At 60.1% G+C, this 18,390-nt stretch carries 20 protein-coding genes; 9 read left to right on the forward strand and 11 right to left on the reverse strand.

The annotated features are described in order from the left end of the window. Window positions 1–37: 37 nt before the first annotated feature. The gene (locus tag AOA60_RS06100) at window positions 38–826 is read right to left on the reverse strand and encodes a helix-turn-helix transcriptional regulator (RefSeq protein WP_099583636.1); all 789 of its coding nucleotides are present in this window, start codon (window positions 824–826) and stop codon (window positions 38–40) included. 97 nt (window positions 827–923) lie between these two features. Between AOA60_RS06100 and AOA60_RS06105 the strand changes: the two genes are divergently transcribed. Next, a complete protein-coding gene (locus tag AOA60_RS06105; protein ID WP_099583637.1) occupies window positions 924–1,802 on the forward strand; it encodes a DMT family transporter in 879 nt (292 codons plus the stop codon). Here AOA60_RS06105 and AOA60_RS06110 read toward each other — a convergent pair. Further along, on the reverse strand, window positions 1,799–2,689 hold the full coding sequence (locus AOA60_RS06110; RefSeq protein WP_099583638.1) for a triacylglycerol lipase: 891 nt from the start codon (window positions 2,687–2,689) through the stop codon (window positions 1,799–1,801). The genes AOA60_RS06105 and AOA60_RS06110 overlap by 4 nt on opposite strands. A gap of 176 nt (window positions 2,690–2,865) precedes the next feature. On the opposite strand from AOA60_RS06110, the gene AOA60_RS06115 reads away from it, so the two are divergent. Next, window positions 2,866–3,396, forward strand: a complete 531-nt coding sequence (locus tag AOA60_RS06115) for a bacterioferritin (RefSeq protein ID WP_099583639.1) — start codon at window positions 2,866–2,868, stop codon at window positions 3,394–3,396. Window positions 3,397–3,459: 63 nt separating this feature from the next. On the opposite strand, the gene AOA60_RS06120 is transcribed toward AOA60_RS06115, so the two are convergent. From AOA60_RS06120 to AOA60_RS06130, 3 genes are all read right to left on the reverse strand, one after another. Beyond that, complete coding sequence (locus AOA60_RS06120) at window positions 3,460–3,816, reverse strand: hypothetical protein (RefSeq protein ID WP_099583640.1); 357 nt, start codon at window positions 3,814–3,816, stop codon at window positions 3,460–3,462. A gap of 51 nt (window positions 3,817–3,867) precedes the next feature. Further along, window positions 3,868–4,527, reverse strand: coding sequence for a hypothetical protein (locus AOA60_RS06125; RefSeq protein ID WP_256592804.1), 660 nt, complete (start codon window positions 4,525–4,527; stop codon window positions 3,868–3,870). 178 nt (window positions 4,528–4,705) lie between these two features. Further along, the gene (locus tag AOA60_RS06130; protein WP_099583641.1) at window positions 4,706–6,775 is read right to left on the reverse strand and encodes an AsmA family protein; all 2,070 of its coding nucleotides are present in this window, start codon (window positions 6,773–6,775) and stop codon (window positions 4,706–4,708) included. Window positions 6,776–7,121: 346 nt separating this feature from the next. Here AOA60_RS06130 and AOA60_RS06135 point away from each other — a divergent pair, with 346 nt between their 5' ends. Beyond that, window positions 7,122–7,493, forward strand: a complete 372-nt coding sequence (locus AOA60_RS06135) for a hypothetical protein (protein ID WP_099583642.1) — start codon at window positions 7,122–7,124, stop codon at window positions 7,491–7,493. Between the two features lie 151 nt (window positions 7,494–7,644). Beyond that, on the forward strand, window positions 7,645–8,277 hold the full coding sequence (locus AOA60_RS06140) for a TetR family transcriptional regulator (RefSeq protein ID WP_099583643.1): 633 nt from the start codon (window positions 7,645–7,647) through the stop codon (window positions 8,275–8,277). Window positions 8,278–8,282: 5 nt separating this feature from the next. On the opposite strand, the gene AOA60_RS06145 is transcribed toward AOA60_RS06140, so the two are convergent. After that, entirely contained in the window at window positions 8,283–8,780 is a 498-nt protein-coding gene (locus AOA60_RS06145) for a C40 family peptidase (RefSeq protein ID WP_099583644.1), read from the reverse strand. A gap of 276 nt (window positions 8,781–9,056) precedes the next feature. Here AOA60_RS06145 and ureE point away from each other — a divergent pair, with 276 nt between their 5' ends. From ureE to AOA60_RS06170, 5 genes are all read left to right on the forward strand, one after another. After that, on the forward strand, window positions 9,057–9,557 hold the full coding sequence (gene ureE / locus AOA60_RS06150; protein WP_099583645.1) for an urease accessory protein UreE: 501 nt from the start codon (window positions 9,057–9,059) through the stop codon (window positions 9,555–9,557). Beyond that, window positions 9,554–10,228: an urease accessory protein UreF gene (locus AOA60_RS06155; protein WP_099583646.1), complete on the forward strand. Its 675-nt coding sequence runs from the start codon at window positions 9,554–9,556 to the stop codon at window positions 10,226–10,228. Before ureE ends, AOA60_RS06155 begins: the two co-directional genes overlap by 4 nt. Before the next feature lie 23 nt (window positions 10,229–10,251). After that, window positions 10,252–10,869, forward strand: coding sequence for an urease accessory protein UreG (gene ureG, locus AOA60_RS06160; protein WP_099583647.1), 618 nt, complete (start codon window positions 10,252–10,254; stop codon window positions 10,867–10,869). Between the two features lie 22 nt (window positions 10,870–10,891). After that, a complete protein-coding gene (locus AOA60_RS06165; RefSeq protein WP_099583648.1) occupies window positions 10,892–11,464 on the forward strand; it encodes a HupE/UreJ family protein in 573 nt (190 codons plus the stop codon). A gap of 135 nt (window positions 11,465–11,599) precedes the next feature. Further along, entirely contained in the window at window positions 11,600–12,709 is a 1,110-nt protein-coding gene (locus AOA60_RS06170; protein WP_099583649.1) for an AGE family epimerase/isomerase, read from the forward strand. 312 nt (window positions 12,710–13,021) lie between these two features. On the opposite strand, the gene AOA60_RS06175 is transcribed toward AOA60_RS06170, so the two are convergent. The 5 genes from AOA60_RS06175 to AOA60_RS06200 all read right to left on the reverse strand — a co-directional run bounded on the left by AOA60_RS06175 (window position 13,022) and on the right by AOA60_RS06200 (window position 18,292). Continuing rightward, entirely contained in the window at window positions 13,022–13,786 is a 765-nt protein-coding gene (locus tag AOA60_RS06175) for an SDR family oxidoreductase (protein ID WP_099583650.1), read from the reverse strand. A 726-nt stretch (window positions 13,787–14,512) separates the two neighbouring features. Next, complete coding sequence (locus AOA60_RS06185; RefSeq protein ID WP_078740437.1) at window positions 14,513–15,229, reverse strand: ABC transporter ATP-binding protein; 717 nt, start codon at window positions 15,227–15,229, stop codon at window positions 14,513–14,515. Further along, window positions 15,226–16,101 carry an ABC transporter ATP-binding protein gene (locus tag AOA60_RS06190; RefSeq protein ID WP_099583651.1) on the reverse strand — a complete coding sequence of 292 codons (876 nt, stop codon included), beginning with the start codon at window positions 16,099–16,101 and terminating at the stop codon, window positions 15,226–15,228. Before AOA60_RS06190 ends, AOA60_RS06185 begins: the two co-directional genes overlap by 4 nt. Further along, window positions 16,098–17,375 carry a high-affinity branched-chain amino acid ABC transporter permease LivM gene (gene livM, locus AOA60_RS06195; RefSeq protein ID WP_099583652.1) on the reverse strand — a complete coding sequence of 426 codons (1,278 nt, stop codon included), beginning with the start codon at window positions 17,373–17,375 and terminating at the stop codon, window positions 16,098–16,100. The genes AOA60_RS06190 and livM overlap by 4 nt, the downstream gene beginning before the upstream one ends. 2 nt (window positions 17,376–17,377) lie before the next feature. Then, window positions 17,378–18,292, reverse strand: a complete 915-nt coding sequence (locus AOA60_RS06200) for a branched-chain amino acid ABC transporter permease (protein WP_003188099.1) — start codon at window positions 18,290–18,292, stop codon at window positions 17,378–17,380. Window positions 18,293–18,390: the final 98 nt, after the last annotated feature.

Consider the following 18,390-nt stretch of genomic DNA (forward strand, 5'->3'; position numbering starts at 1 on the left):
CGGCCTATGCGCAGTGTAGTCAAAGCCTGTTACATCTTCATCCACGGCGAATATTCGTCCGGCGATACTGCTCCGGCGTACAGCCGGCGTGGCGCTGGAACATCGCGATAAATGCCGAGGCTGTGCTGTAGCCGAGGTCGAACGCCACCTGTTGCACGCTGCGCTCGCTGTCGAGGGCTTCAATGGCCGCGAGGTAGCGCAGGCGCTGGCGCCATTCACCGAAGCTCATGCCCAACTCGCGCACAAACTGGCGCGCCAGGGTGCGTTCGCTCACGTGCACCTGCTCAGCCCATTGCGCCAGCGGGCGGTTGTCGCCAGGGTCGGCCTGCATGCCTTCCAGTACGCCGAGCAACCCTGAGGGGCGGGCGTAAGGCAGGAAACCGTCGTGGATCGGTGCCTGCCGTAGTTGATCCACCAGTACCTGGGCCAGGCGGATGTCGGCTTCGGTGTGCGGGATATTCACATCACGCCGGGCGAAGTCGCGCAGGATCGCCTTGAGAATATCGCTGATGGCCAGGGTGCAAGGCTGGGGCGGCAGTTGCTCGCAGAGCGCGGGGGCCAGGCCCACGGAGTGATAGACAATCGCCTGGGCGTTGTAGGAACTGTGCTCAGTATTGGGTGGGATCCACACCGCGTACTGCGGCGGCGACATAAACCGGTTGCACGCCACTTCCATGCGCATCACACCGCTGGCGGAGTAATCCAGCGATCCCCAGAAATGCTTATGCGGCGTGCATTCGGTGTCGGGGGCGAAGTCGGAATACCGGAAGTACACCGGGCTCGGCAGGCTGCGAAAATCCGCAAGGCGTACGGTATGTCTGGCCATATTGTCTGGATGCAAAGGTGATTTGTCTGGATCGAAGTATAGGCTTCGATCCAGACAATGGATAATCCCGCTTCATCAACACACTTGGTTTCTTTCGATGCAATACGCGTATCCCCTGCTGGCCATTTTTATCTGGGCCGGCAACACCGTGGTCAACAAACTGGCCGTGGGTGCGATCTTCCCGTCGGAGATCGGCTTTTACCGCTGGCTGCTGGCGGCGCTGCTGTTCACGCCATTTATGCTTAAGCCAGTGATCGCCCATTGGGCGCAGATTCGCCCGAACCTGGGCAAGATCGTCATCCTCGGCGTGCTGGGCATGGCCGTATACCAAAGCCTGGCGTATTACGCCGCGTCCCTGACCACCGCCACCAACATGGGCATCATCCTGTCGCTGATGCCATTGATGGCGCTGACGGCGGCGATCATCAGCCTCGGCCAGCGCCTGACCTTCGGCGCGCTCACCGGCGCGGTGCTGTCGTTTGCCGGCGTGGTCGTGGTGGTGTCGTCCGGCAGCCTGGGCGCGCTGTTGCAGCATGGCGTCAACCTGGGCGACGCCATGATGCTGGTCGCCACATTGGCCTACGCGGTCTACAGCACACTGCTGAAAAAATGGCAGCTGCGCCTGCCGCCGCTGGTGTTGCTGTATTTGCAGATACTGGTGGCCGTGCTGGTGTTGTTTCCGCTGTTCCTGTTCTCGGCCAAAGCCGGCCTTGGCTGGGCGAATATCCCGCTGGTGCTGTACGCCTGCTTGCTGGCATCGATGCTCGCGCCATTGGCGTGGATGCATTCGGTGAAGACCTTGGGGCCAAGTCGTACCACGCTGTTTTTCAACCTGCTGCCGTTGATTACTGCGTTGATTGCGGCGGTGGTGCTGAAGGAGGAGTTGGCGATGTATCACCTGGTGGGTGGTTTGCTGACCCTGGGCGGGGTGATCTTGTCGGAGCGCTGGACCACGCCGGTGCGCCGCCGGGCTTAAACACCCGCGGCTTTCAAGCGCCGGGCATGCTCCACAAACAATCGGATCGGCTCGGCGCCCTTGCCCACCAGCCCCAGTGACTGGTTGACGATATCAAAGTGGTCCAGGGCAAAGTCATCGCCGATTACCGTGCCCAGGTGCGAGCTGTAGCGCCCGACCATGCCGTCGCACTGGCCCTTTTCCCGCACAAAGCTGCGGGCGAACAAGCGACAGCTGCGATTGGTACCGTCGAACAGGTTGCGACCACGGTCGGTGATACCCGGCTGCAACGTGCCGGACCACGAGTAATAGCGCACGCCGTTGACCACCTCCGCGCCCTGCCCGCCCCACGTCTCGGGCAAGCCTTGGGGATACTGGCGATTGAACAGGGCCACCCCTTCACTGGTCAGGGAATGGTGCGATGCCTGCAAGTCCGGCTTGAAGCGCGGCCCGCGATAGCCGGTTTCCAGCACGCCCATCACCCAGGCGACCAGATGAAACAGCGCGCTCATGATCCGGCCCTTGGCGCCGTCGGCCGGGTAATGGCGGTGGATATGGTCTGCCAGCTCGGAACCATGGTTGGGCCCGGCCACCGAGGTCACCGACGCCACCCATTCCGGGCGCTTGGCCGCTGCATAACGCGCGGTCAGCGAGCCTTGGCTATGGCCGATCAGGTTGACCTTATCCAAGCCGGTCTCACGGCGAATACGTTCGATCTGCACCAGCAACTGCTCGCCGCGCACTTCGCTGGAGTCCAGCGGCGCCACCTGCACCGGGAACACCTGCGCCCCGCCCGCGCGCAAGGTCGGAACAATGCCGTACCAATACGGGAAGAACCCGAGGCGCACAAACCCGAGCATGCCGGGCACCAGCACCAGGGGGTAACGCGTGGCTAACGACTGCGGCATGACGCGAACGTCCTCGAAACTGAAGTCCTGCCGTGCAGCCTAGCGCAACCTCAAGTCGGGCTGATGACGCCGGGGATGAATCCGATAAAACTTTTTGCGTTGCCTGGGACTCACAACTTGGAGCGATCACGCCAGCAGAGCGTGGCGCAAAACCGGATTAGCACCAGGAGATTGAGATGACTGAAGCACATTTGACCGACGTTGCGACCCTGCGCAGCCGCGCCCGCCAGAACGTCGAAAACGGCGCCGTGACCGAAGGCTACGACGCCGATCGCGAAGAAATCATCCGCCTGCTCAACGAGTCGCTGGCCACCGAATTGGTCTGCGTGCTGCGCTACAAGCGCCACTACTTCATGGCCAGCGGCGTAAAAGCCGCCGTCGCCGCAGACGAATTCCTGGAGCACGCCACCCAGGAAGCCGAGCACGCCGACAAACTCGCCGAACGCATCGTGCAACTGGGCGGCGAGCCGGAGTTCAACCCCGACCTGCTGTCGAAGAACTCCCATGCGCAATACGTGGCCGGCAATACCTTGAAGGAAATGGTCTACGAAGACCTGGTGGCCGAGCGCATCGCGGTGGACAGCTACCGCGAGATCATCCAATACATCGGCGACAAAGACCCGACCACGCGCCGCCTGTTTGAGGAGATCCTCGCCCAGGAAGAAGAGCATGCGGACGATATGGCGGATATTCTTGAAAGTCTGTAAATAGCGGCGTAGAAAAAGGGGGGAACTGATTGCTCAGTTCCCCCCACTGCTTCTGCGATGACGTCACCCTGTCAGAAACCAAGATACGGCCATTCCAACGATGGAAGAGATAGTCAGCAAAAAGGGGATGACCATCCAGAGTTGCAGGCTCTTCGGGATTCGCCTTACATCCTCAACGAGCACCAAGTGGCGCCATTGAAAAACCTTTGGCATGAGGATAACAATGGCGATAACGAAAAGACGCTTAAGCCTCCCACCAAACAGCCCGAATCCGAATCTGTATTTAAATGTCACGATGAATGAGCTGAACTTTAAGTGCTCTTCGGCTTTTTCGAGTTTTGTATAGATGGCATAAATGCATATGGGGAAAGACAGCATCATAATAATGGCCGATATCATACCCATGGACTCAAGTGTCATTTGCTCCCCCTGAAAGCCTCATAAAGACTCGTACCAACCTGCTCTCCATACTCATTTCCCAGCGGCCCTGCGGTTGCACCTCCGATTACCCCACCCGAACGCAAGTTTTCCTCCCTCGACAAACTTCGCCCGCGTACATTCCTGCTCGCGCCCGCTGGAACACGCCTCTGTTATCTTTTTAATAGAGCCGTCATTTTTCAACCCCGTCCCCAAACGCGCCATACCAGAGAGCTGAAGATCCAGCGTCGCGAACAGCGCCCTGCGCTTGACCAGAAACTCATTCCTCGCCTCCATGGTCCCGTGCCTCAAGTACTGTTTATGCAAATCATCAATTTCCCTGAGGGTCTTTTCGATTTGCGCCAAGTGCTTGCTCCAGGTGCTGCTGGCGCTCCCGATGGCGAGTGAGGCATGGGACATGATTGCCTGTAGCTGATCGTAGTTTTTGATCAGAAACTGATCGCTTGCAGAGTGCGCCATCAACGCCTGTTTTATGTTCTGCGCGGAGCGCATCAGCTGTGCTTCTTCAGCGGTACAAGATGCCGTACGCGCATCTGGAATGATCACCAACTGCCCAGGCAATACCACGACATTGCGGATATGTTGGTTGACGATGTCGAACTTCGCTTGTGTATGAAAGCCTAGAGAAAGACTGAGTTTGAGCAATGGATAAGGCTGGGGTCGCTCATTGATAAATGCGTAGGGTCCCTGCATGGATTACATCTCCTATTAACAGTCGCGGCCGACTATAGGAAGGCAAGCCAGGAGGCGTAAGGGGAATCAGAGGCGGTTTCAGCACTTCAGAAATGGGCTACACAAAACCAGGATCATGCTTACGGCACGGCCATAAAAAAGGCGACCCAACGGTCGCCTTTTCCGACAATTTCGACGATCAGCCTTTCACCGTCTTTGGCGCCTTGCCTTCTTTCATCTGCTGCAACAGCGGTGCACATTCGTTGGGCTCGCCGCCACTTGGGGCGACCAGCGCAAGCAACCCGGCGGCAGGACCGGCGATCACGCCCAGTGCCACCATGCCGGCGCCGCGCAAGGCCAGTGGAATAGCCTTCACGCCGGCATTGGGCTTGATGAACGGCCCGTTCACGTAAAGCGGCGAGCGCAGGGAGAAGAGGCGGAAGCCTTTGGATTCCGGCGTGACGGTCAGGTCCAACTGTTCGGTGGCCATGTTCGCGGTGCCGTCGACGTAGATGATGGCGTTCTCGGTATCGAACACAAACAGCCGCGTGGTTGCCAGGCCGGTCTTGATGCCGAAGTCCGCCGCCGCGCAGTTGATCTTCACTTCCTTGTCGCCGAACAAACGGCCCACCACATAGTTGCCGACGTTGAGCCCGGCAATTTCCATCAGGCCACGGCTGATGGCGCCGTCGTTGATCAGCATCTTCAGGTCACCGTTGGAACTGCCCAACAGCGCCGCCACGGAGTTGCCGCGCCCAGCAATATCGGCATCGCCGTTGAGTTCACCGAAGCTGGTTTTCATCGGCTCGAAGGTCGGGAACAGTTGCTTGAGCTTGAAGTTACGTGCGGTCAGCCTGGCGCGACCTTCCATTGGTGTGATGCGCCCATTCAGGCGGATCTGCGCATCGAGCTTGCCGCCGGCAACGCCAAAACGCAGGGGTTCCAGGCTTAGCTCGCCGTCATTGAGCACAACGTGGGTGTAGAGGTCAGTGAAGGGCAACTCGGCACTGTGCACAATGCGTTTGCCGGTGAATTCCACGTCGGCGTCCATGTCGCGCCAGCGTTCGGTGCGGAACTCTTCCACTGGCAGCACTTTGGTCGCCGGCTGCTTGCTTTCGCCGCCACGGGCCTTTTGCTTGGCGTTGGAGTCGGCGCCAATCAAGGGGGCCAAGTCAGTCATCAGCAACTGGTTGGACACCAGCGCGCCGCTGAGCTTGGGCCGTGGCTGGCTGGCGACGTAGCCGAGGTTGCCGTGGATATCGCTGTTGCCGATCTTGCCGTTGAAGTTTTCGTAACGAAAGGACGCGCCGCTGGCCTCGTGCAGCTTGGCGATCAAGTGGCCGTCGGTGGCGTAGGCCGGCGAGTCCGGCAGGGTGACGCCGGTCAGCGGGTACAGGTTGCCCAGGCTGCTGCCGGACAGTTTCAGGCGCAGGTCGAGGGCGCCGAGGTTGAGCGGGTCGGTCAAGGTCCCGGCCAGGGCGATGCTGGTGTCGGCGATCTTGACCTGGGCCTGCAGCGGGAACGGCTTGGCCGCGTCCTGCAGGGCCAGCAGGCCGCCGATTTTGCCGGTGCCATCCAGCTTCTGGCCGTGGTACTGGCCTTTGACCTTGAGGGCGAACGCATAGTCCTGAGGCGCGGAGCCTTTTTCCAGGGCCTTCCTGGCATCGGCATCACCGACGATTTCACCAAACGGGATCGGTTTGCCCAGGGGGTCGATGATCACGTCGAGCTGGGTCTTGAGGGTCTGGTCGTCGAGGGTCACGTGGCCTTTATCGAAACCGATGGCGCCGATGTCCACCACCCAGTTGGAGGGTTCGGCATTCGGGTCCTTAGGGTCGAACGTGAAGGTCCAATTGGCCCGGCCATCGGCCAGGCGCTGCAACGCGGCGCTCGGTTCGGTGAGGTCGATACGCGGAATCACCACGTGCTGCACCAGCAGCGCCAGGGGCGAAATACGCAGCTCGACTTTTTTCAGCGTGACCATCTGCGGTTTTTTCGACCAATCGGGGTTGCCCAAGGTCAGGTCTTCGGCGATCACGTGGGGCCATGGCACCCAGGCACGCCAACCGCCTTCATCGGGCTCGCGCTGCCACACCACGGCGAGGTTGCCATTGATGGCAAACGGGCGATGCAGTTCTTCGGAAACTTTGGCATTGAGGGGCGGCTTGATGCGGTTCCAGTCAAAAAACACCAGGACCAGGACCGCTACGGCGATTAACAGAACGAAGCTGGCGCAGCTCCAGGCGACGATTTTACGAGTGCGCGTCATTGCACAGGACTCCTCAACACGACTAGCTGAACTACAGCTCAATAAGGGTACGACTGGTAAACCGTCCGGGGGTTTAACCCAGTGGCCGATTTAGTCTCAAAAAGCCATTTTCCTGATCAACCAGACAAATCCGATCATCGACGGCGCACCATTGTTACCCAGGTTCGTGTCGAAAATACCCACCACGGTGCAAAACCGCGTGCTTGAGAGGTCCGGTCTAGAGCCTCCGCAAGGAACAATCAATTCTGTTGATTATTACCATTGTGTTTATGAACTTTTATATCGACATATCGAGAGTAGCATTAGTCCTGTACCCACTTTATCGCCCTCCCAAGGAGCAACCATCATGAAACGCCAAGTACTCGCTACCGTCCTGTTGTCCATCCTGGCTTCCAGCGCTTTTGCCCTGCCAGCCGCTGAACAAGTCACCCCTCAAGTCAAAGCCGACGCCGTGCACTTCAGCCAGACCCTGGCCCGTAGCGGTTCGCAAGAAGAAGATGCCCGTGACTACGCCAAAGGCGCTGTTGCAGAAAACGGTTCGGATCAGATCAGCAAACGCGCTCACGCCGAAGGCCTGACCGAAAACGGCAGCGATCGCCTGCATGAGAATGGTCTGGTTGAAGATGGTGCCGATCAAATCAGCAAGCGCGCCTACGCTGAAGGTGTTGCCGAAGATGGTTCGGATCGCCTGAAAGAACAAAATCAAGCACAGAGCTAACCCTATGGTAGCCCAGAAAAAAGCCCGATCACCTGATCGGGCTTTTGACCTTTTGTAGAACCTGTCACGCTCGCCTGCCCCGCCAAGTTCGACGCCAACAGAGCTGTTTTGCTAGAGTGCGTCGCTGTACTTGCCGACAAAGCCCCCGCCCATGCTGCCCCGCGCCGAACAGAAGCAACAGACCCGCCTTGCCCTGATGGACGCTGCCCGCCATCTGATGGAGTGTGGCCGTGGGTTTGGCAGCCTGAGTCTGCGGGAAGTGGCCAAGACGGCCGGCATTGTGCCCACCGGTTTCTATCGCCATTTTGCCGATATGGACCAGCTTGGGCTCGTCCTGGTGAGTGAAGTCGGCCAGACCTTTCGCGCGACCATTCGCCTGGTGCGCCACAACGAGTTCGTGATGGGCGGCATCATCGACGCCTCGGTGCGGATCTTTCTCGATGTGGTCTCGGCCAACCGTTCGCAATTCCTGTTCCTGGCCCGCGAGCAATATGGCGGCTGCCTCGCCGTGCGCCAAGCCATCAGCGCTTTGCGCGAAGACATCACCCATGACCTGGCGGCCGACCTGACCCTGATGCCCAAGTTGCAGCACCTGGACAGCGAGGGCCTGCACGTGATGGCCGACCTGATCGTCAAAAGCGTGTTCGCCACCCTCCCCGACATCATCGACCCACCGGCGCATGCCTTGCCGGCCCATCTCACGCCACAGGCGAAAATCACCCAGCAACTGCGCTTTATCTTTATCGGCCTCAAGCACTGGCAGGGCCTGGGCAGCACCGAGTAAGCCGATCAACCCGCCGAATGGAAACGCTTGGCGGTGGTGTAGTTCTTGTTCCAGTAGCTGTTGCTCAGCGAATCGATACGCACGGTCTTGCCGGTGCGCGGCGAATGAATGAATTTGCCCTGGCCTATATAGAGACCCACATGGCTGACCTGGCCGCGCCCATTACCCTTGAAGAACACCGCATCGCCGGGCTTGAGCGCACTGCGCTGGATGGTAGCGGCCGTCGATCGGTGCATCGCCGCGGTCGTGCGCGGGATCTGGATATTGGCTTCAGTCTTGAACAGGTAAACCAGGAAACTGCTGCAATCGAACCCTTGCTTCGCGGAAGTGCCGCCCCATTTGTAGGGCGTGCCCAGCAACTCATGCGCGCGGTCGATCACGTTCTCGATTGCTTCGCTTTTAAGTGACGACGCGAAGGCAGGACGAGGCTGAAAGTTGGCCGAAGCGGATGACACAACAAAAGACAGGCTGACAATGACTAAACAACATAATGATTTGAACATGATGAACGTCGCGGGGAATTAAACAGGGCGCAAAGCCTAATGATTCCTTACGTAACGCGATGAACGCCGAATCCCCATATCACGTAGGACAAATCCGAAACGCTCACAACAGGTGCGACCAGCAATAGCGCGCACCATTTTGGGTCAGTTCTCGCCTCTTTAAACGCCCTGTTTAGTGGCATCAAAGGGCCGTCCTACAAGCAATTCCTACTCACCCTCCGGGTTGGCAAGCCCCTTGCTCTAGCTGTTTCATCGCTCATAGCTGGAAGCTTCCTGATGCTGGTGATCCACCGCCGAATAGCCCCCCAAGCCCTCTGGGCCGCTGAGTTGCTGCTGAACTTCGAAGCACGCAGCAAGAGCCGCTTGCGCTGTTTCAGTGCCGACGGTGAAGACGTCGGCTTGTTTCTGGAGCGTGGCCAGCCACCGTTGCACGATGGCGAATGCCTACAGGCGGAAGACGGACGTGTCGTACGTGTCTGCGCGCGGCCTGAACAACTGCTGCACGTCACCTGCGCCAACGCGTTTGAACTGACCCGCGCCGCCTATCACCTCGGTAACCGCCACGTGGCGTTGCAGGTTGGTGATGGCTGGCTGCGCCTGCTTGATGACTATGTCCTCAAGGCCATGCTTGAACAGCTGGGCGCCACCACGCAGACGATCGAAGCGCCATTCCAGCCGGAGCACGGTGCCTATGGCGGTGGTCACCATCATTCACGCCATGGCGATGAAGATTTCAACTATCCGCCCAAGCTGCACCAGTTCGGCGTGCGTTTATGAACCCAGCCTGGGCGCTGCTGCGTCTGGCCAGTCCGCAATTGCCGATTGGCGGCTACAGCTATTCCCAAGGCCTGGAGATGGCCGTGGAGAATGGCCGCGTGAAGGACGCCGCCAGCGCTCGCCGCTGGATCAGCGACCAGTTGCTGCTGAACCTGGCGCGTTTCGAAGCGCCGCTGCTGCTCGCCCATTGCCGCGCTGCAGCCGAGCAGGATTGGCCGACACTCTCGCAACTGTGCGAAGCGCACCAGGCCAGCCGCGAGACCCGCGAGCTGTATCAAGAAAGCCGCCAGATGGGCTACTCCTTGCACCAATTGCTCAACGGTCTGCCGGAGCTGGACAGCGCAGCCCGCACCTTTCTTGAGCAACGCAGCGAACCCCACCTGGCCCTGGGCTGGGCCCTGGCCGCACGCGCCTGGGCCATCAGCCCCGACGACGCCCTCGCCGCCTGGCTGTGGAGCTGGCTGGAAAATCAACTGGCCGTGCTGATGAAAACCCTGCCCCTGGGCCAACAAGCCGCCCAACGCCTGACCAGTGAGCTGCTGCCGCTGCTGCAACAGGCCCAGCAGGATGCCGCCCGCATCGACCCCCATCATTTCGGCAGCGCCGCGTTCGGCCTGTCCCTGGCGTGCATGGCCCATGAGCGCCAGTACAGCCGCCTGTTCCGTTCCTAGGAGCGCTTTATTTGGAGAAGCACATGAACACACAACCCCTGCGCGTCGGCATCGGCGGCCCGGTCGGCTCCGGCAAAACCGCCCTGACCCTGGCCCTGTGCCTCGCGCTGCGCGACCGCTACAACCTGGCGGTGGTTACCAACGACATCTATACCCGCGAAGACGCTGACTTCCTGGTGCGCAACCAGGCCCTGGCGCCCGAGCGCATCATCGGCGTAGAAACCGGCGGCTGCCCGCACACGGCCATCCGTGAAGACGCCTCGATCAACCTGGAAGCGGTCGACCAACTCAACCGTCGCTTTCCCGGCCTGGACCTGATCCTGGTGGAGTCCGGTGGGGACAACCTCTCGGCCACGTTCAGCCCGGAACTGTCGGACCTGACGATCTATGTGATCGATGTGTCGGCTGGCGACAAACTGCCGCGCAAAGGCGGCCCAGGCATCTGCAAATCCGACCTGCTGGTGATCAACAAGATCGACCTCGCGCCGCTGGTCGGCGCGTCGCTGGAGCTGATGAACAGCGACACCCAGCGCATGCGCAACGGTAAACCCTTTGTGTTCAGCAACCAGAAAACCGGCGTCGGCCTGGACGAGATTGTCGCCTTTATCGAACGCCAGGGCCTGCTGACCACCGCCGCCTGATCAACCCATAAGGAACCTGTCTATGAGCCTCAACAAACTCTTCGCCGCTGCCGCCCTGCTGCTCGCCCCGGCGTTGGCCTTCGCGCATCCGGGTCATGGCGACAATGGCCTGGTGGCCGGTATCAGCCACCCATTGGGCGGCATCGATCACTTGCTGGCCATGCTTGCCGTCGGCCTGTGGGCAGCGCAGCAGAAAGGCGCCGCCCGTTGGGCCCTGCCGTGCACCTTTGTCGGCACCATGCTGATTGGCGGCGTGTTGGGTTTTGAAGGCCTGGCATTGCCGGCGCTGGAAAGCGGGATTGCCGCGTCGGTGCTCGCACTGGGCCTGGCAGTGGCGCTGGCGGTGCGTCCGCCGCTGTTCATGGCGGTGGGCGCTACGGCGTTGTTTGCACTGTTCCACGGGGTCGCCCATGGTCTGGAACTGCCGGAGATGTCCAACCCTTGGGCGTATGCCGCTGGGTTCGTCGGCGCGACCGCTGCATTGCACGCGGCCGGGTATGCCGTGGTGCGTTTTCTGCCGGCTGCGGCGGCGCCGTTGGTGCGGGTAGCCGGGGCGGCTTCGGCAGCGACTGGGGTTTGGTTGCTGGCGGGCTGATCTGCGGCGCGCTTTAGGGATTCATCGCGGACAAATGTGGGAGGGGGCTTGCCCCCGATAGCGGTGGCACAGACAACACCGTTCCCAAGCCTGCTACCATGCGCGCCTACACCCCTGCCGTGACGACGCCAGCCAATGCCCATCGCTTCCCAGCCTACGTTGAATTCCGTACTCACCCATTTCCACACCCTGATCGTGCCGCTCTGGCAGGGCCCGGGCTGGAATGCCGAGTTGGCGCTGCCCTATGAGGCGCTGGATGCCGATCATTGGCCTTTGCCGCCGCAACGCTACCGCGCCATGGCCTGTGCCCGGCAGTTGTACCTGTTCGCCAGCCTGATCGGCGAACCCGACGCGGCCTTCGCCGAGGAGCGTGCCGCTGCGCTGTTCCGTTCCCTGCAACGGCACTTCCACGACGCCGAGCACGGTGGCTGGTTCTACAGCATCGACCCGGCCGGGCAGCCGCTGGATAAGCGCAAAGACCTCTACACCCACGCCTTCATCATCTTCGCCTGCGCCCACTACTGGGCCAAAGTGCACGAACCGTTGGTCGAATCGGTACTCAACGCGGCCCTTGAAGTGGTCGCTGAGCGTTTCGCCACCGGCGATGGCCTTTACGAGGCGGTGCTTGAGCGTAATTGGTCGTCCCTCAAGTCCGGCCCGCTGCAAAACCCGTTGATGCACCTGGCCGAAGGCTTTCTCGCCACCCTTGCGGTGCGCGAAGACGCCGAGGTACAAGCGGCGTTGCTGGCCTTGGCGACGGCTATGCAACAGCGCTTCATCGACCGCCAGCATGGCGTGATGATGGAAAAACCGCTGGGCGCTGTGGATAACTGGTTCGAGCCAGGGCATCAGTTCGAGTGGTTCTTCTTGCTGGAATCGTCCCCCGTCTTACGCGGCACGCCGTTGCATGCCTCACTGACTCGGGCATTTGCCTACGCCGAGCAGAAGGGTGTGGACAACTTAAGCGGCGCGGTGAGCGGCATGCTTAGCCTGGACGGCAGTGTGCGTGACGCCACCCAGCGCATCTGGGCCCAGGCGGAATACCTGCGGGCGCTGACCTTGCGGCCGGGCAGTGAGGAGGTGTTACAGCGCCAGTTGCTGGCGCTGCAAGAGCATTTCCTGCATGACAGAGGTTGGCATGAATGCCTGGATGCCAACGGTGCCGTGAGCCGACGGGACATGCCGTCGACGACGCCTTATCACTTGGCGACCTGCTATCAGGGCCTGATTCAGCATCTGCGCTGACCTTCAGAGCCTCATCGGGGCATGAGTATCTACACAACTCTTAAAGGCTGACACAGAATCCTGTGGTGAGCGGGCTTGCACCCGCGCTGGGCTGCGAAGCAGCCCCAATAAGGTCACCGCAGAGTGCCAGAACCAATCGAGGTGAAGGTTTTGGGGCTGCTGCGCAGCCCAGCGCGGGACAAGCCCGCTCACCACAACAGCCCATTTGCCATAGATTGAGCATCCTCCGGAAGTTGTGTAGATGCCCATGCTCATCGGCGGTGCGACGATTCGACTTGCCCCCGATAGCCTCGCCTCGACTTAAAGTCCTACTTACTTACCGCCCCGCTCAATCGCAAAACCAGCCCAGGTCTGGCTCACCGGCATCAGCTCCAAGCGGTTGATGTTGACGTGCGCCGGGGTGTTAATCACCCAGAAGATCGTGTCGGCAATGTCCTGCGGCTGGATCGGCTCAGCGCCGGCGTAGGTGGCGTCGTAACGCGCCTGGTCACCACCGAAACGTACCAGCGAGAACTCGCTCTCACACAGGCCTGGCTCGATATTGGTCACGCGCACGCCGGTGCCTTGCAGGTCGCAACGCAGGTTCAGCGAGAACTGCTTCACGAACGCCTTGGAGCCGCCATATACGTGGCTGCCAGGGTAAGGGTAGTTACCGGCGATAGACCCCAGGTTGATGATCCCGGCGCCACGCCCGTGAGCGATCAAGCGCGGCAGCAGCAGATTGGTCGTGGTCAGCAGCCCTTTGATGTTGGTGTCGACCATGGTTTCCCAATCGTCGAGGCTGCACTTGGGCGCAGGATCAGTGCCCACGGCCAGGCCGGCGTTGTTGATCAGGCCACGCAGTGTGGCGAACGACGGCGGCAGGCTGGCGATGGCGTCTTCCATACCTTTGCGGTCACGCACGTCCACGACCAGGCCGTGCACTTCAGTCTGCTTGGAAAGCTCTTCAACCAAGGCATTCAAACGTTCGGCACGACGGCCAGTGAGCACCAGTTTCCAACCGGCGTCAGCAAAACGACGGGCGCAGGCTTCGCCAAAACCTGAGGTTGCGCCAGTAATAAACAGCGTGTCGGACATGGTGTTCTCCTTGCGGGCATCGGAAAAAAAAACAGCCAGCAGAATGCCCTTACACCGCCTTCGCGGCAACCGCTAAGCGCACCGCCCAATCTACAACTGATCGTTTTTTGATCACTTCAAGCAACGCTATATGAACCGTGGCCTGCAGCCATATACGCGCAGGTTATCCACAACTGCGCCCACAGTCTTTGGGGGCAAGTGCAAAACACCGCAAGCCGCTGTGTACAAGGCTTTCAGGCGGTTTTAGAAAGTTTTTTGCTTGACCTTGACGAGGGCGTATGTAGGCCTATCGACACAGGGAAAATTCAGACGATGGCTCCAGGCCAGTCATTCCGGCCTCTGCGGAGGTCTTTCCAGAGTTTAATCACAGACTTATCCACAGGCTGAAGGGTCATATTTCGGTCATATACCTGTGTCTTTAAACAGGTTGACAAACCCCTTGGCCGGTCGCCAAAAAGCGCCTGATCAAAAAACAACCGACGCGCTGCAGGCCACGGTTTTAAAGGCGTTCAGCCAGCTACTCCCACGTTACCCACAGCCGGTTCCACAGTGGATGGGGACAAGTCAAAAGTGTGACAAAACAGGGATTTGCGGCGGCTATATGTCGCGCTTTGGAGGAGGGCTGGATTTGTTTTCCACAATTTGGGATCGGCCTTGTGAACACCCACAAAACAAATGTGGGAGGGGCTTGCCCCCTCCCACAGAGGTACTGCGTTGTGATTTAGATCAGTGCCCGCCGAGGTAGGCGTTGCGCACTTCCTCGTTCACCAGCAGCTCCTTACCCGTGCCTGTAAGGCGAATCTCGCCGTTGACCATCACATACGCCCGGTCCGACAAGCGCAGTGCGTGGTTGGCGTTCTGCTCCACCAGGAAGATGGTCATCCCGGTGGCCGCCAGTTCGCGCAGGGTGGCGAAGATCTGCTTCACCACAATCGGCGCCAAGCCCAGGCTTGGCTCGTCCAACAGCAACAGCTTGGGCCGGCTCATGAGTGCACGGGCGATGGCGAGCATTTGCTGCTCGCCGCCGGACATGGTCATGGCCCGCTGGGTACGCCGCTCCTTGAGCCTTGGAAACAGCTCGAACATGCGCTGCATGTCTTCCTGGGCGTACTTGTCGCCAATCGGGATGGTGCCCATCAGCAGGTTTTCCTCGACGGTCATGTCAGGGAATACCCGCCGCCCTTCCGGCGACTGCGCAATACCATTGGAGGCGATGTAGTGGGACGACTTGTGGGTAATGTCGACGCCGTTGTACAGAATCTGCCCCGACTCAGCCCGAGGCTGGCCGAAGATCGACATCAGCAGCGTGGACTTACCCGCGCCGTTGGAGCCGATCAGGCTGACGGTTTCGCCTTCATTGATGTGCAGCGAGACTTTTTTCAGGGCCTGGATCGGGCCGTAGAACACGTCCAGGTCTTTCATTTCGAGGATAGGCCCGCTCATACCAGCTCCTCTTCGTCGGCGCCCAGGTAAGCGGCAATCACTTTCGGGTCGTTGCGGATCGCTTCCGGCCCGCCCTCGGCGATTACGTTGCCGTGGTCCAGCACCACGATGTGGTCGGAAATACTCATTACCATGCCCATGTCGTGTTCGATCAGCACCACCGTGAGGTCGTGTTCGTCGCGCAGCAGGCGAATCATCGCGCTGAGGGCTTCGGTTTCCTGGGGGTTGAGGCCCGCGGCGGGTTCGTCCAGGCAGATGATCTGCGGCCGGGTGCACATGGCGCGGGCGATTTCCAGGCGGCGCTGCTGGCCGTAGGAAAGCTCACCGGCCAGGCGGTTGGCGCAGTCCACCAGGTCGACGACTTCGAGCCAGTAGAACGCGCAATCCAGCGCGTCACTTTCGGCCTTGCGGTAGCCCTTGGTGTTGAGGATGCCTGCGAGCATGTTGCGGTTGACCCACATGTGCTGGGCCACCAGCAGGTTTTCCAGCACCGACATTTCCTTGAACAGGCGAATGTTCTGGAACGTCCGCGCTAAACCTGCACGATTGACCAGATGGGTACCGCCGAACATCTTGTAGTACACGCGGCTGAGGAAGCTTTTCGGCGACACAAAGTCGACGGCCTTGAAGCGCTCGCCCAGCAGTTGGATCACGTTGGTCTGCTTGCCGCGCACGTTGAGTTCGATCTTGCCGCCGCTGGCTTTGTAAAACCCGGTGAGGCAGTTGAACACCGTGGTTTTGCCGGCGCCGTTAGGGCCGATCAGGGCGAAGATCGAGTTGCGTTCGACCTTGAGGCTCACATCGCTCAAGGCCTTGATGCCACCAAAGTGCATCATCAAATGTTCCACGGACAGGACGACTTCCTTGCTCATGGCGCCACTCCTTTACGTGGGGTCACACCGGTACGGCTGATCCGGATCAAGCCGCGTGGTCGCCAGATCATCATCACCACCATCAACACGCCAAACAGCAGTACGCGGTACTCCGAGAAGCTGCGCAGCAACTCCGGCGCCACGGTCAGCACGAACGCCGCGATCACCACGCCGACCGTCGAGCCCATGCCGCCCAGGACCACGATGGCCAGGATCAGCGCCGACTCGAAGAACGTGAACGACGACGGGTTGACGAAGCCCTGGTAGCTGGCAAAAAACACCCCGGCCAACCCCGCCGTGGAAGCGCCGATGGTGAACGCCGAGAGTTTGACCAGCACGTGGTTCAGACCCATGGAGCGGCAGGCGATTTCATCTTCGCGCAGGGCTTCCCAGGCGCGGCCGACCGGCATGCGCGTCAGGCGGTGCTTGATGTACAGCACAGCCAGCACCACCAGGAACAGCACGATGTAGATGAACATGAACTTGATGTTGGGGTTGTAATCGAGGCCGAAGAATTCGTGGAACGGAATCCCGCCCTCCTTCGCCTTGCGCCCGAACTCCAGGCCGAGGAACGTCGGTGAAGGCACCGGCATGCCGTTAGGGCCACCGGTGAACGACAGCCAGTTATTGAGCACCAGACGGATGATCTCACCGAAACCCAAGGTCACGATGGCCAGGTAGTCACCGTGCATTCGCAATACCGGGAAGCCGAGTATGCACCCCGCCAGCGCCGCCGCGATGGCCGCCAAGGGCAGCACGCTCCAGAAACCCAGGCCGAGATACTGATAACCCAGCGCCAGGCCGTAGGCGCCGATGGCGTAGAACGCCACGTAACCCAGGTCGAGCAAGCCGGCCAGGCCGACCACGATGTTCAGGCCCAGGCCGAGCAACACGTAGATCAGGCCGAGGATCACCACAGTCAGCAGGTACTTGTTGGCGAAGATCGGGAACACGATGGCGATCACGATCAATGCCGGGATGATCCAGCGCAGCCGCGACTTGTAGTCCGGTGGCAGCACATGCACGCCGGAACCACTGCTCTCGAAGCCCTGCAGAATCTTCACGCCCTTGGGGGTTTGCAGGAACAGGCTGAGGGCAAAGCGCCCGACCATCACGATGGCGACCAGGATGGCCACGCGCGCGGGTTCCAGGTTGAAGCTGTAGCCGTCGAGGACCACGCCGACGATCGGACCGAACACGATCAGCGAAATCAGCCCGGCAAGGATCGTATCGACGACACTTTTCTTGATATCGATAGGTTTGGCAGCAGACATGTTTACACCTTAGCCACGAGCGGGCGACCCAGCAGGCCCTGGGGACGGAAAATCAGAATCACCACCAGCAGGGAGAAACTGAATACGTCTTTGTAGTCAGAGTTGATCAACCCCGAGAACAGCGACTCGGAAATACCCAGGATGATCCCGCCCAACATCGCCCCAGGCAGGGAGCCGATGCCGCCGAGTACCGCTGCGGTAAATGCCTTGATGCCGATGATGAAGCCGGCATAGAAGTCGAAAGTGCCGTAATTGAGGGTGATCAGCACGCCGGCCAATGCGGCCATGGCGGCACCGATGACAAACACGTAGGAGATCACGCGGTCGGTGTTGATGCCCAGGATCGAAGCCATCTTGCGGTCTTGCTGGGTTGCGCGGCACATGCGACCGAGCTTGGTGTACTTGATGATGTAGGTGAGCAACGCCATACCGGCGAAGGCCGCCACGAGGATGAATACCTTGGTGTACGTGAGTTGCACGAAGCCGGTGCCGATGTCGACGCGCCAGGCGCCAGCCAGCAGGGTTGGAATGCCTTGTTGTTTCGCACCCTGGGCGATCTGCGCGTAGTTCTGCAGGATCAGGGAGATCCCGATGGCGCTGATCAGCGGAGCCAGACGGGTAGAGTTACGCAGTGGTTTATAGGCGACACGCTCGATGACCCAACCGTACACGCCGGTGACGACCACGGTGAAGATCAGAGTGCCGAGAATGAGCAGCGGGAAGGATTCGATGCCGAAGTAAGCCAGCAGTGCCAGACTGATCGCCGCGAGGTAAGCGGAAATCATATAAACCTCGCCGTGGGCGAAGTTGATCATGCCAATGATGCCATAGACCATTGTGTAGCCGATGGCGATCAGGCCATAGACCGACCCGAGGGTCAGGCCGTTGACCAGTTGCTGCAGGAAAATACCATCCATAACGCAATCTCACGCGGTGAGCACCTGCACACCGGTGGGTGTGCGGCGCTTCTGGAGGAAAAGACAGATCTCGATCAGAACACGGTCCTCTTGTGGGA

The sequence above is a fragment of the Pseudomonas sp. 2822-17 genome (assembly GCF_002742485.1).
Classification (GTDB): domain Bacteria; phylum Pseudomonadota; class Gammaproteobacteria; order Pseudomonadales; family Pseudomonadaceae; genus Aquipseudomonas; species Aquipseudomonas cyclaminis.